Source organism: Mycobacterium sp. NTMscope_MAC_12 (assembly GCF_976985675.1).
The window spans coordinates 5,558,061-5,570,220 of the sequence record NZ_CDRJYY010000001.1 but is presented as its reverse complement, the minus strand read 5'-3'; the positions used below and the strand labels follow the sequence as shown (position 1 = coordinate 5,570,220).

Below are 12,160 nucleotides of genomic sequence, written 5' to 3'. Positions count from 1 at the left end.
CCTCCGCAAAGGAGGCTCGCACGACCCCAAAGTTTTGTCAATTATGACGAAACTTGCCGGGCGGTCGCGGTGATCCAGGAGTCGGTGATCCCCGCTCGCAGCGACTCCAGCGCCGCGTGGCACAGCCGCGCGAGCTCGCCGAGAGACCGGTCGTCGCCGACCATCCAGACCTCCATCGCGCCGAAGACGGCGGCCGCGATGCACCGCGCGGTCACCGCGGTGCGCACCCGCTGATCGGCCGTCGGCTCCGCGGCACCCGTGGTCCCACGACCACGCCGTTGCAACTGTGCCGCAATGGCGTCGGCGAAATCGGCCTGGACGTCGCGGATGTGGCGGACGATGCGGCCGGGGTCGAGCTCGTCCTGGCGCAGCGCGGCGATCTTGGTGACCGCGTCGACGTCGTACGGGAACGAGAAGATGGCCGACTGCACCGAGTCGATGATCGGTTCGTCGGCCGGCCTGGCGTCCAGGGCCGCGCGAAACCAGTGCAGCCCGGTGTAATCGGCGAACAACAGATCGTGCTTCGAGCTGAAGTGGCGATAGAACGTCCGCAGCGACACCCCGGCATCGGCGGCGATCTGTTCGGCCGACGTGTCCTCGACGCCCTGGGCCAGGAATCGCACCAGGGCGGCCTGGCGCAACGCTTCGCGGGTGCGTTCGCTGCGCGCCGTCTGGGCAGGCCTGACCATTGCAGCAAGATACCAAGACGTCGGGTTTGCCGTTCCGCTTGTTGTGTCAATATTGACAAAACTTTGCGGCGCGGGTGAGACTGCGGCCATGGTCTCGCTACTCACTCACGCGGTGCTCGGACTGGCGGTCATCAGTTGGATCGTCACGTCGAACTCGAAGGTCTTCGCCCGGCCGGCCAACGGCCCCCTGTTTTCGCCGATGGAAATCGTCTACTACGTCGTCGGCATCGTGTCCGTCGCGCTCGGCTGGTACTTCAACATCACCTTCGTGCAGGAGTACTCGCACGGCTCCACCAATCCGCTGTGGGGCGAGCACGGGAGCTGGGCCGAATACATCAGGCTGATGTTCACCAACCCGGCCGCCAGCTCGGCCAGCCAGGACTACACGATCGCGAATGTGATTCTGCTGCCGATCTTTACGATCGTCGACGGCTACCGGCGCGGACTGCGCCACCCCTGGCTGTACTTCGTGTCCAGCCTGTTCACCAGCTTCGCGTTCGCGTTCGCCTTCTACTTCGCGACGATGGAACGCCAGCGCCGGCACGCGCAGGTGGCCGGCGATCCGGCGCCGAAGATCACCGCCTAGCCCGGTTTGGTGGCCCGCCACCGCTGCCGGCCCCGCCTGACGTCGGTGTGGATGTCGGCGAATCCCGCGGCGCGCAACCGGCGGGGGAGGTCCTGCGGCGCGATGGGGTTGTAGGTGTCGGCGACGTGGAGCAGGCGGAAGGCCAGCGATGGGACGCCGTCGCTACCGGCGAAAACCCCGCCGGGCCGCAGCAGCCTGAACGCCTCGGCGAAGAGCTGGTCCTGCAACGCGGCGGTGGGAACGTGGTGCAGCATCGTGAAGCACACCACCGACGTGAAATCCTCGGCGGGCAGCCCGGTTTCGGTACCGCTTGCCTGGATGATGCGGGCCCGCTCGCCGTAGCGGTGCTGCAGACGATCGGCCATCGCGCCGTCGAGTTCAACGGCCGTGAGCGAGTCCGTGCGATCCAGCAGGGCGCGCAGGGTCGCGCCGTACCCGGGACCGATTTCCACGGTGCGCGTGCCCAATTCGACGTCTTGCAAGGCCCACGGCAGCAGCTGATCGGCCACCTCCCTTTCCCATGATGGGGAGCTGCAGCATCGTCGGTGGAGGAGATTCATCGCCATACCGCCCACGCTAGGCGGGCACGCCGGCTGCGGGCTTCCGATATCCTGCCGAGATATGTCGGAAATCAGCCACGACGGACTGGTGACGTCGGCGCAGACACTGCCGCCGGGAGCGCGGATCGAGCGACACCGCCATCCGCAACATCAGATCGTCTACCCGTCCTCGGGCGCGGTGTCGGTGACCACGCCGGCGGGAACCTGGATCACGCCGGCGAATCGCGCCATCTGGATACCGGCCGGGTGCTGGCACGAACACAAGTTCCACGGCACCACGCAATTTCACGGCGTCGCACTGGATCCCGGCCGTTACCGCCGCGGGCCGGCGGCGCCGGCCGTGCTGGCGGTCAGTCCGTTGATGCGCGAACTGATCATCGCGTGTTCGCGGGCCGACGGCACCGATACCGCCGAGCATCACCGGATGCTGGCGGTCCTGCACGACCAGTTGCAAGCGACCAGCGTCGCGGAGCCGCTGTGGATTCCCACCCCCGTCGACCCCCGGCTGCGGAAAGCGTGCGCCTTGATCGCCGACAACCTGCGCGAGCCGTTGACGCTGCAACAGATCGGCCGCCGCGTCGGCGTCGGCCAGCGCACGCTGAGCCGATTGTTCAGCGACGAGCTGGCGATGACGTTCCCCCAATGGCGCACCCAAATCCGGCTGCAACACGCCCTCATGTTGCTCGCCGATCGGCGCGATGTCACGTCCGTGGCGTCCGAATGCGGTTGGGCCACAACCAGTTCCTTCATCGACACCTTCCGGCGGGCCTTCGGGCACACCCCGGGCCAGCTGGCCGGCAAAGCGCTCTAGCTACTTGCGGCGACCCGCTAGCTACTTGGCGGGCTCGAGCACCTCGGCGCCGACGAACGGCACCAGCGCCTCGGGCACCCGCACGCTGCCGTCGGGCCGCTGGTGGTTCTCCAGGATCGCCACCAGCCAGCGGGTGGTCCCCAGCGTGCCGTTGAGCGTGGCCGCGGTCTGCGGCTTGCCGTTCTCGTCGCGGTAGCGGGTGGACAGCCGGCGCGCCTGGAACGTGGTGCAGTTCGACGTCGACGTCAGCTCGCGATACGTGCCCTGCGTGGGAACCCACGCCTCGCAGTCGAACTTGCGGGCGGCCGACGAGCCGAGATCGCCTGCGGCCACATCGATCACCCGATACGGCACCTCGATGCGGGCCAGCATCTCGCGCTGCCAGCCCAGCAGCCGCTGGTGCTCGGCCTCGGCGTCGGCGGGCGTGCAGTAGACGAAGCCCTCGACCTTGTCGAACTGATGCACCCGGATGATGCCGCGGGTGTCCTTCCCATAGCTGCCGGCCTCGCGGCGGAAACACGACGACCAGCCCGCGTACCGCAACGGGCCGGCGGACAGGTCCAGGATCTCGTTCCAGTGGTAGCCGGCCAACGGCACCTCCGAGGTGCCCACCAGGTAGAGGTCGTCAGCCTCGATGCGGTAGATCTCGTCGGCGTGGGCGCCCAGGAAGCCGGTGCCGGCCATCACCTCGGGGCGCACCAGCACCGGCGGGATCATCGGGGTGAAGCCGTTCTCGACGGCCACCCGCAGCGCCAGCTGCAGCAGGCCGAGCTGCAGCAGCGCGCCCTGACCGGTCAGGAAGTAGAACCGGGAGCCCGACACCTTGGCGCCGCGCTGCATGTCGATCAGACCCAGCGATTCGCCCAGTTCGAGGTGGTCCCTGGGGTTTTCGAGCGCCGGGGGCTCGCCGACGATGTCGAGGACGGCGAAGTCGTCCTCCCCGCCGGCCGGGACCCCGTCGATGACGACGTTCGAGATGGCCATGTGCGCCGCGGTGAACGCCGTCTCCGCCTCGCTCTGCGCGGTCTCGGCGGCCTTCACCTGCTCGGCCAGCTCCTTCGCCCGCGCCAGCAACGCGGGCCGCTCGTCGGGCGACGCGGCGCCCACGCTCTTGCTGGCGGACTTCTGGTCGGCCCGCAGCGCGTCGGCGGAGGAGATGGCGGCCCGGCGCGCGGCGTCGGCCGACAGCAGCGCGTCCACCAGCGCCGGGTCTTCACCGCGGCTGAGCTGGGAGCGGCGCACGGCGTCGGGGTCTTCCCGGAGCAGCTTCAGGTCGATCACGGCCCTGAGACTACTTTCACCGGCACCGGTCGACGGGCGCAGCATCCGCACCGGTCGGCTCAGGACTCACATCCGTAACTTTTGTCACGCACCACAGGTGGTCCTGTCAGAATGGACCCGATGTCGCAAGCGCCCGAGAAGGACCTTTCGGAAGCCCCCGCAGTCGAGACGCCCGCCGCCTCGACCGGTGAGCCGTCCGACCAGGCGTCCGCCTTCTTGTGGCCGCGCAGCCTGCAGGCCCGGGCGACCAGGCGGGCGCTGCTGCTGACCGCGCTCGGCGGCCTGTTGATCGCCGGGCTGGTCACCGCGATCCCGGTGAGCACCGAATCGGGACGGCTCCTCGACAGCAGCCCCGTGCGCAGCACCGGGGCCAAGAGCGACGCGGCCCTCAACCGCGCCTCCCGCGGGGAATGCCTGATGTGGCCCGACGCCACGCCGGAGTCGGCGAAGATCGTCAACTGCGGCGACGACCACAAGTTCGAGGTGGCCGATTCCATCGATATGCGGACGTTCCCGGGCTCCGAGTACGGGCCCAACGCCGCACCTCCGACGCCGGCCCGCATCCAGCAGATCACCCAGGAGCAGTGCGAGGCTTCCGTCCGTAACTACCTCGGGCTCAAGTTCGATCCGAACAGCAAGTTCACCGTCAGCCTGCTGTGGCCCGGCGACCGGGCGTGGCGCCAGTCCGGCGATCGCCGCATGCTGTGCGGCCTGCAACTGCCCGCCACGAACAACCAGCAGCAGGCGTTCAAGGGCAAGGTCGCCGACGTCGACCAGTCCAAGGTCTGGCCGGCCGGCACCTGTCTGGGTATCGATCCGGCGACCAATCAGCCGACCGATGTGCCGGTCGACTGCGCGGCCCCGCATGCGATGGAGGTCACCGGCACGGTCAACCTCGCCGAGAAGTTCCCCGACGCCCTGCCCGCCGAGCCGGATCAGGACGGCTTCATCAAGGATTCGTGCACCAAGATGACCGACGCGTACCTGGCGCCGGTGAAGCTGCGCACCACCACGCTGACGCTGATCTACCCCACGGTGCCGCTGTCCAGCTGGACGGCCGGCAGCCGCGAGGTGGCCTGCAGCATCGGTGCGACGCTGGGCAACGGGGGCTGGGCGACGCTGCTGAACAGCGCCAAGGGTCAGCTGCTGATCAACGGTCAGCCGCCGGTGCCGCCCCCCGACATCCCCGAAGAGCGGCTCACGATGCCGCCGATTCCGCTGCAGGTCCCGGCGCAGGCGCCGTCCAACCAGTCCACGACCGCGCCGGAGATCCCGCCGAACAATCAGCACCTGCCCGGGCAGCAACCCGTGGTGACGCAACCCCAGCAAGCGCCGCAACCCCAGCAGCAGCCTCCCGCGCAGCAAGCCCCGCCGCCGCCGGCGGACAACGGGGCACCGCCCGCCAACCCGGCGCCCGAGGCGCCACCACCGCCGCCCCCGCCCGCCGCGCCTGCCGAGCCCCCGCCGGGGGGCTAGCCGGTGCCCGTGCGGATGGACCCGCGGCGCTTCGACGAACTGGTCTCCGATGCCCTCGACCTGATACCGCCCGGGCTGGCCGCGGCGATGGACAACGTCGTGGTGCTGGTCGAAGACCGCCATCCCGAGGACGCCGAACTGCTCGGGCTCTACGAGGGGGTGGCGCTGACCGAGCGCGACTCCGACTACGCCGGCGCGCTTCCGGACACCATCACCATCTACCGCGGGGCGCTGCTGGACGCGTGCGAGTCCGAGGCCGAGGTGGTCGAGGAGGTGGCGATCACGGTGATCCACGAAATCGCCCACCACTTCGGCATCGACGACGACCGGCTGCACGAACTGGGCTGGGCCTGACGGGCGCGGCGTCCCGGATTTGTCGGCGCCGGGTGCTATGAACGGCGTATGAGCACTGACTGCCGCGACTGCCGGGCAGGCTTAGATCACTGTCACGGCACCATCATTCACCACGCGCTGCACCGGTCGGAGTGCACGGAGCCGGACTGCTTCAGCCCCGAATTGTTGCCGCACGCCTTCGTCATCGACTGCGACGCCGTCGGCTGCGCCTGCACCGAAGTGATCGCGCTGGCCGTCTGATCGACGCCTCAGCCCATCGGGTCGGTGCTTGACCGCACCGCGTCCGCGACCGGGGTCGCCTCGGCCTCCGGATAAAAGGGCGGAGTCAACGTTCCCCAGCGCACGCAACTCCACCGGCCGTCGGTGATCGGGGTCAAGGCCACCGACTGGGCGTTGTCGAGGTGATTGTCGAGCGCGAAGTCGGCCTCCACGCCCGCCAGCACCGCGGCGGCCAGCCGGATCGCCGCGCCGTGGCTGACGACGACGATGTCGCCGTGGAAGTCGTGGTCGTCGAGGTAGCGCAGGCGCAGGTCGGTGAGCACCGGCACGTAGCGGTCCAACACGTCGTTGCCGGTCTCGCCGCCGGGTAGCGGCACGTCAAGCTCGCCGCGATGCCAGCGGTCGTAGATCGCGTTGAACTCCGCGACCGCCTCGTCGTCGTTGCGGTCTTCCAGCCGGCCGACCTGCACCTCGTGGATGCCGGGGACTTCGACGGCGGACATCGCGAGCTGGCCCGCGATCACCGCCGCGGTCTGCGAGGCCCGGGTGGCCACCGAGTGCGCGAGCATCGCCGGCCGGGCCGACCCGCGGGCGAACGCCCGGGCCTGGTCGCGGCCCAACGGAGTCAGCTCCGCCCCGGGCGGGCGTGTGTCGAGCCGGCGCTCGACGTTTCCGTAGGACTGGCCGTGACGCACCAAGATCAGGCGACCGCTCACCGTTGCGACCCCCCGGCGGGCTGTTCGGGCTTTCCGTCCCGGACCCGCTCCAGCCAGCGCAACGCCTCGTCGGCGGATGGCGGCAGCGCCCCGGCGGGTGAACCGGTCGGCCAAGATCCCAGGTATCGCACATCGGCACAACGACGGTGCAGCGCCTTGAGTGCCTCGGCGACGGCGTCGTCGTCGATGTGCCCCACGCAATCGGCGAAAAACCGGTAGGTGCCGAGTCCGGTTCTGGTCGGCCGGGATTCGATTCGGGTCAGGTCGATGCCACGGACGGCGAACTCGGCGAGCGCGGCCAGCAATGCGCCCGGCGCGTTGTCGATGCGCAAGACCACCGACGTCCGATCGGCTCCAGTGCGGGCCGGCGGGGGCCCCGGCAGCCCGACCAGCACGAAGCGGGTGCGGGCGTTGGGTTCGTCGATCACGCCGTCGGCCAGGGTGTCCAGCCCCCAGTGGGCGGCGGCCAGCGGCGAGGTCACCGCGGCGTCGACCCGACCCTCGGCCACCTGCTGGGCGGCGTCGGCGTTGGAGTAGGCCGGCCGCAGTTCGGCATCGGCCAGGTGGGCGGCCAGCCACTGCCGCACCTGGGCGGCCGCGACTCCGAAGGCGGCCAAGGTGCGCACGTCGGCGGCGCGGCATCCCCGTTTGACGACGATGCTGAACGCGACGTCCAGCGTCGTCTCGGCGAAAACCTGCAGCCGCGAGCCCATGGCCAGGCTGTCCAGCGTCGGCGTCACCGATCCGTCGATCGAGTTCTCGATCGGGACGCACGCGTAGTCCGCGGCGCCGCCGCGCACCGCGTCCAGGGCCGCGGAGGTGCTGTCGACCGGCAACGGCTGCACCCCGCCGGACCCCGGCGCGGGAACCAGCCCGGCGGCGGTGATCTGTCGCAGCGCCGCCTCGGTGAAGGTCCCTTCCGGACCGAGGTAAGCGATGCGGGCCACGTCCCAACCCTAGCGGCGCGCCCGACAGAAAACCCTTGCGACGCCAACCGACGTAAGTTAACTTAGGCTTACCTAAGCATAAGGATGAGAATGGTGTTACCGCAGAGCTGCCACGCCCCGACCACCGCCGAACGGATTCGCAGCGCGTGCGTGCGCGCCGGCGGCGCGCTCCTGGCGATCGAGCACGACGACCCGGTCCCCACGCCCGTGCATCACCTGATGGACGATGGCTTCTTCGCGCTGGCGCTGCCCGTCGACCGGGAGCGCGGGCGGCCCGCCGCGGGATCGCAGGCTCTGCTGGAGCTGACCGATTACGCGCCGCTTCCGCTGCGCGAACCGGTCCGTTCGCTGGTGTGGGTGCGCGGGCGCCTGCAGGAGGTGCCCCCGGGGGAGATCCTCACCACGCTCGACGCGATCGCCGCCGAATGCCCGAATCCGGCGTTGCTGGGCGTCGACACCCCGAGGTGTGCGCCCGCCGGCGGGCAAGAGCAGCGGTACACGCTGCTGCGGCTCGAGATCGCCTCGGTCGTGGTCACCGACGCGACCGGCGCGGAGCCGGTGGCCGTGGACGACCTCCTTGCGGCCCGGCCCGACCCGTTCTGCGAGCTCGAGTCGGGCCTGCTGCGGCACCTCGACGCCGCCCACAGCGACGTCATGGCGCGGCTGGTGTCCCGGCTGCCGGCGCCCCTGCGCCGCGGGCACGTGCGACCGCTGGGGCTCGACCGCTACGGCGTGCGGTTCCGCGTCGAGGGCAACGACCGAGATCACGACGTCCGGCTGCCGTTCCACAAACCGGTGGACGACATGATCGGCCTGCGCCAGGCGATTCGGGTGCTGATGGGGTGCCCGTTCATCAACGGGCTGCGGGCGCGCGGCTAGCCGTCCTGACCTAGCCCGACCGCGGCGTAGCGGCGCGGCGGGTCGCCGGCCACGTACGTTAACCGGGTGAACGGCGACCGCTCACCGCAGCGTCGGTGGCCCGCACGGCCGGGGCCGCCGGTCCCACCGCGCCCCGAGCCGCCGCAGGTGATGCGCCGCGACGGTGCCCCGCCGCCGTCGCCGACCACGCAGACCCAGCCGCTGCGCCGGGCGGTGCCCCCACCCCCGCCACGACCACGCGCGCCGAGCGCGCCCCGGAAGCGGCGCCGCTGGATCCGGACGGTGCTGTCGGCGCTGCTGGTGGGCGTGCTGCTGATCGGCGCGGGCGTCGTCGCCGGCGCCGTCTGGTTCGACACCAAGCTGCACCGCGAGCGGGTGCTCGCCGACTATGCCGAACGTCCCGGGCCCGGCCGCGGCACCAACTGGCTCATCGTCGGCTCGGACAGCCGCCAGAGCCTGAGCGCCGCGCAACAACAGGATTTGGCCACGGGCGGCGACATCGGTGACGGCCGCACCGACACGATCCTGCTGGTTCACGTGCCGGGCGTCGGGTCCGGGGTGCCGACGACGATGGTGTCGATACCCCGCGATTCCTTGGTGCCGATCCCGGACCACGGCAAGGACAAGATCAACGCGGCGTTCTCGATGGGTGGCGCGCGGTTGCTGGTGCGCACCGTGGAACAGGCGACCGGGTTGCGCCTCGATCACTACGCCGAGATCGGATTCGGCGGGTTCGCCGCGCTGGTGGACGCGCTCGGCGGGGTGACGGTGTGCCCGACGACCCCGATCGATGACCCGTTGGCCGGCATCGACCTGCCGGCCGGCTGCCAGACGCTCGACGGCCGGCACGCCCTCGGATACGTCAGGACGCGCGACACCCCGAGGGCGGATCTGGACCGGATGGTCAATCAGCGCCAGTTCATGGCCGAACTGCTGCATCGCGCCGCCAGCCCGGCGGTGTGGCTCAACCCTTGGCGTTGGTATTCGGTGCCGCGCGCGGCCGCCGGCGCCCTGACCGTCGACCAGGACGACCACGCGTGGGATCTGGCCCGGCTGGGGTGGGCGTTGCACGGGCCCACCGCCACCATGACCGTCCCGATCGGGGAGTTCACCACCGGTGACGCCGGCGCGGTGGTGGTGTGGAATCACGGGGAGGCCGGCCGGTTGTTCGACGCGTTGGCCGCCGACGCGCCGTTGCCGCCCCCCACGGCGGATGGCCAGTAGCAGCGGTCGAACTAGATGCTGACCTGCCCCGCCGAATCGCCCCGCAGCCACGCCTTGGTGCGGCCCGGGTGGTGGGTGGCCAGCCAGGCCACGCCGACGTCGCGGCAGAAATCGATGTCGTCGTAGTCGTCGACGTTCCAGCAGTAGACGGCCCTGCCCTGGGCGATGGCGCGGTCGGCCAGTTGCGGATATTCCTTCAACGTCGGCAGCGACGGCCCGACGGCGGTGGCGCCGACGGCGGTGGGCGCGCCGCTGGTCAGGTAGCGCGCGGTTTTGCCCAGCAGCACGGTGGGCAGTAGCGGCGCGGCCCGCCGGATCCGCCAGATCGCGGACGCCGAGAACGACATCACCACGGCGCGGGACCGATCGGCGGAGGCGGGCGCGGCGATGCCGAAACGGTGCAGCAGGGCCAGCAGCTTGGTCTCCACCAGCGAGCCGTACCGGACGGGGTGCTTGGTTTCGATGAAGAGCTTCACCGGCCGATGCCAATCCAGCACCAGCGAGACCAGCGCGTCGAGCGTCAGCAAACTGGTGTCGCCGTGGGCGCCGTCCTCGCGCCAGCTGTCGTGCCACGCCCCGTACTCGAGCTCGCGCAACTGAGCCAGTGTCATCGTGCTGACCAGGCCGGCTCCGGTCGAGGTGCGATCCAGCCGGCGGTCGTGCACACACACCAGATGCCCGTCGCGGGTCAACCGCACGTCACATTCGACGCCGTCGGCGCCCTCTTTGAGCGCGAGGTCGTAGGCGGCCAGCGTGTGTTCGGGGAGCGCGGCCGAAGCGCCGCGGTGGGCGACGACATACGGATGCCCGGCGAGCACCTCGTCGGCCCACGTCATATCCCTATGCTGCCGGTTCCTGCCCCTTGAACTCAACTGGGTCGGCCGAAGCCGGTGCGGCGGCACCGTCGTCGGGAACCATGACCCAGCGATGCGCGGGCCGCGCCACGGGTTTGCGATGGAAGCCTTCGAAAATGCGGGCGGCGGCGGCCAGGGTGGCGGCCGCGAGCAGGTAGGCGACGACCATCAGGACGGTGTTGTTGGCGATGCCCTGGGCGTCGGTGGCGAAGCTGGTCACGATGGCGGCGATCGAGACGGCGTAGCTGCAGATCCACGCGAGCCACCACTGCAGGACGGGCCGGCGTAGCCGGGCCCAGTGGTCCTCGAGCAGGGCCAGCTCGATCACGTACACCGGGGCCCACAGCAGATTGGCCAGCGGCACGACGCAGCCGGCCCACAGTGCCCGCGTGGAGCGCGGTTCGGGCAGCCCGTGATGGGCGAACACGGCGGCACGCCGCGCGATCATCCAACGGATCAACAGCACGCCCGACGCGATCACCGCCGCGCCCGCGCCCACGCTGGCGAGCACGCCGAGCCAGTCGGCGGCGAGGGCCACCCACGAGTTCAGCAAGGTGTTCCGGTTGATGACCAGCAGCACGTAGCGGACGACGTAAACCAGGGCGGCGATGCTGAGGACCAGCACGCTCACGAATGAGGTGGTGCGGATGATCTGCCCCGACGGGCCCGGCGGCGCGCCGGCTTCGGCGACGGCGGGCGCCTGTTCCACGCGGTCCGCCAAGCCCCAACGCGGTATCACCGCATAGCGCGGCGTGGGCCCGGGGGGGCGCCGGCCGTGTCTGGCCGGTGGCGCGGCGCCGGGACGCACCGCTATCCAGCGATAGCCGGGCGGCAGCCGCGGCGGGGTGCGCTGCCACCCGGGAGACCGTTGCGGTTGTCCGGCCGGGGGCGGGGCGCCCGCCGAGCCCCATCGCGGGTCGGTGGGCGCGGACTGCGGCAGGGGCGCCATGAGGGCGCCGTGGCAGCGGGGGCACCACTCGCGTTGCCGGTCGCGCACGTTCCAGCGGGTGCCGCACTGGGAGCACACCTGGATCACCGGACCAGACTAGCGCCGCGACGATGCGGGCCGCGGAACGCGGGCCGTTGAGAAGCGGCGCGATCCAGCCCCGCCGCCGCGACGATGCGGGCCGCGGAACGCGGGCCGTTGAGAAGCGGCGCAATCCAGCCCCGCCGCCGCGTGGGCAACGTCATCGGCCGCCGCTGGCTATCCACAGTTTCCACAGGTTTATCCACATACACCCAGGGGGTACAGGAAACCATCGCTACTGCCTCTGGCGCCGATCCGCGCAGCCACTGTGGATAACGTCGCGGTGTTCTACGCATGTCATAGAGGGCTCAAATCCGCCGCCGAGCGAAATGGATTGCCTCGCTAAGCATCGGCGCGCAGCGCCCGGGCCGGCCCGGGCGCGGCCCCGCCTATTGCGGCCACAGACCTCCTGACTATCGATAACCCGCAGTTCAGAGCCTTATTTTCGCAACACCGTCACAAAGCGCTATGATCGCGTTCGCGAAAGTGTTTGTGACTCACCTCACTCACAGCGAGGTGAACCGGGGGTGGAAGGCG

General features: G+C 70.5%; 13 protein-coding genes and 1 pseudogene. 7 read left to right on the top strand and 7 right to left on the bottom strand.

From position 1 onward, the window contains the following. Positions 1-41: 41 nt before the first annotated feature. Positions 42-689 carry a TetR/AcrR family transcriptional regulator gene (locus AC0KS4_RS25935; RefSeq protein ID WP_238955531.1) on the bottom strand — a complete coding sequence of 216 codons (648 nt, stop codon included), beginning with the start codon at positions 687-689 and terminating at the stop codon, positions 42-44. A gap of 88 nt (positions 690-777) precedes the next feature. Between AC0KS4_RS25935 and AC0KS4_RS25930 the strand changes: the two genes are divergently transcribed. Further along, a complete protein-coding gene (locus AC0KS4_RS25930; protein ID WP_238955529.1) occupies positions 778-1,275 on the top strand; it encodes a DUF2834 domain-containing protein in 498 nt (165 codons plus the stop codon). On the opposite strand, the gene AC0KS4_RS25925 is transcribed toward AC0KS4_RS25930, so the two are convergent. Continuing rightward, positions 1,272-1,841, bottom strand: a complete 570-nt coding sequence (locus tag AC0KS4_RS25925) for a class I SAM-dependent methyltransferase (RefSeq protein WP_238955527.1) — start codon at positions 1,839-1,841, stop codon at positions 1,272-1,274. The genes AC0KS4_RS25930 and AC0KS4_RS25925 overlap by 4 nt on opposite strands. A gap of 55 nt (positions 1,842-1,896) precedes the next feature. On the opposite strand from AC0KS4_RS25925, the gene AC0KS4_RS25920 reads away from it, so the two are divergent. Then, positions 1,897-2,646 carry an AraC family transcriptional regulator gene (locus AC0KS4_RS25920; RefSeq protein ID WP_238955525.1) on the top strand — a complete coding sequence of 250 codons (750 nt, stop codon included), beginning with the start codon at positions 1,897-1,899 and terminating at the stop codon, positions 2,644-2,646. 21 nt (positions 2,647-2,667) lie between these two features. Here AC0KS4_RS25920 and serS read toward each other — a convergent pair whose 3' ends face one another. Next, on the bottom strand, positions 2,668-3,927 hold the full coding sequence (gene serS / locus AC0KS4_RS25915; RefSeq protein WP_238955524.1) for a serine--tRNA ligase: 1,260 nt from the start codon (positions 3,925-3,927) through the stop codon (positions 2,668-2,670). Positions 3,928-4,038: 111 nt separating this feature from the next. Between serS and AC0KS4_RS25910 the strand changes: the two genes are divergently transcribed. From AC0KS4_RS25910 to AC0KS4_RS25900, 3 genes and pseudogenes are all read left to right on the top strand, one after another. Continuing rightward, complete coding sequence (locus tag AC0KS4_RS25910) at positions 4,039-5,403, top strand: septum formation family protein (RefSeq protein WP_238955521.1); 1,365 nt, start codon at positions 4,039-4,041, stop codon at positions 5,401-5,403. Positions 5,404-5,406: 3 nt separating this feature from the next. Continuing rightward, positions 5,407-5,809: pseudogene (locus AC0KS4_RS25905) on the top strand (metallopeptidase family protein). Continuing rightward, positions 5,806-5,997, top strand: coding sequence for a hypothetical protein (locus tag AC0KS4_RS25900; protein ID WP_008262971.1), 192 nt, complete (start codon positions 5,806-5,808; stop codon positions 5,995-5,997). Before AC0KS4_RS25905 ends, AC0KS4_RS25900 begins: the two are co-directional and overlap by 4 nt. A gap of 8 nt (positions 5,998-6,005) precedes the next feature. Here AC0KS4_RS25900 and AC0KS4_RS25895 read toward each other — a convergent pair whose 3' ends face one another. Both AC0KS4_RS25895 and pheA read right to left on the bottom strand, forming a co-directional pair. Then, positions 6,006-6,692, bottom strand: coding sequence for a histidine phosphatase family protein (locus tag AC0KS4_RS25895; protein WP_225329635.1), 687 nt, complete (start codon positions 6,690-6,692; stop codon positions 6,006-6,008). Then, positions 6,689-7,639 (bottom strand): prephenate dehydratase, encoded by a 951-nt coding sequence (pheA, locus tag AC0KS4_RS25890; RefSeq protein WP_225329636.1) that lies wholly within the window; start codon positions 7,637-7,639, stop codon positions 6,689-6,691. Before pheA ends, AC0KS4_RS25895 begins: the two co-directional genes overlap by 4 nt. Before the next feature lie 90 nt (positions 7,640-7,729). On the opposite strand from pheA, the gene AC0KS4_RS25885 reads away from it, so the two are divergent. Next, the gene (locus AC0KS4_RS25885; protein ID WP_225329637.1) at positions 7,730-8,518 is read left to right on the top strand and encodes a DUF2470 domain-containing protein; all 789 of its coding nucleotides are present in this window, start codon (positions 7,730-7,732) and stop codon (positions 8,516-8,518) included. A gap of 282 nt (positions 8,519-8,800) precedes the next feature. Next, positions 8,801-9,742, top strand: a complete 942-nt coding sequence (locus AC0KS4_RS25880) for an LCP family protein (RefSeq protein WP_308011590.1) — start codon at positions 8,801-8,803, stop codon at positions 9,740-9,742. A gap of 11 nt (positions 9,743-9,753) precedes the next feature. On the opposite strand, the gene AC0KS4_RS25875 is transcribed toward AC0KS4_RS25880, so the two are convergent. Together AC0KS4_RS25875 and AC0KS4_RS25870 are read right to left on the bottom strand one after the other, a co-directional pair. Beyond that, the gene (locus tag AC0KS4_RS25875) at positions 9,754-10,578 is read right to left on the bottom strand and encodes a glycerophosphodiester phosphodiesterase (RefSeq protein WP_225329639.1); all 825 of its coding nucleotides are present in this window, start codon (positions 10,576-10,578) and stop codon (positions 9,754-9,756) included. Between the two features lie 4 nt (positions 10,579-10,582). After that, the gene (locus tag AC0KS4_RS25870; protein WP_238955519.1) at positions 10,583-11,632 is read right to left on the bottom strand and encodes a DUF4328 domain-containing protein; all 1,050 of its coding nucleotides are present in this window, start codon (positions 11,630-11,632) and stop codon (positions 10,583-10,585) included. Positions 11,633-12,160: the final 528 nt, after the last annotated feature.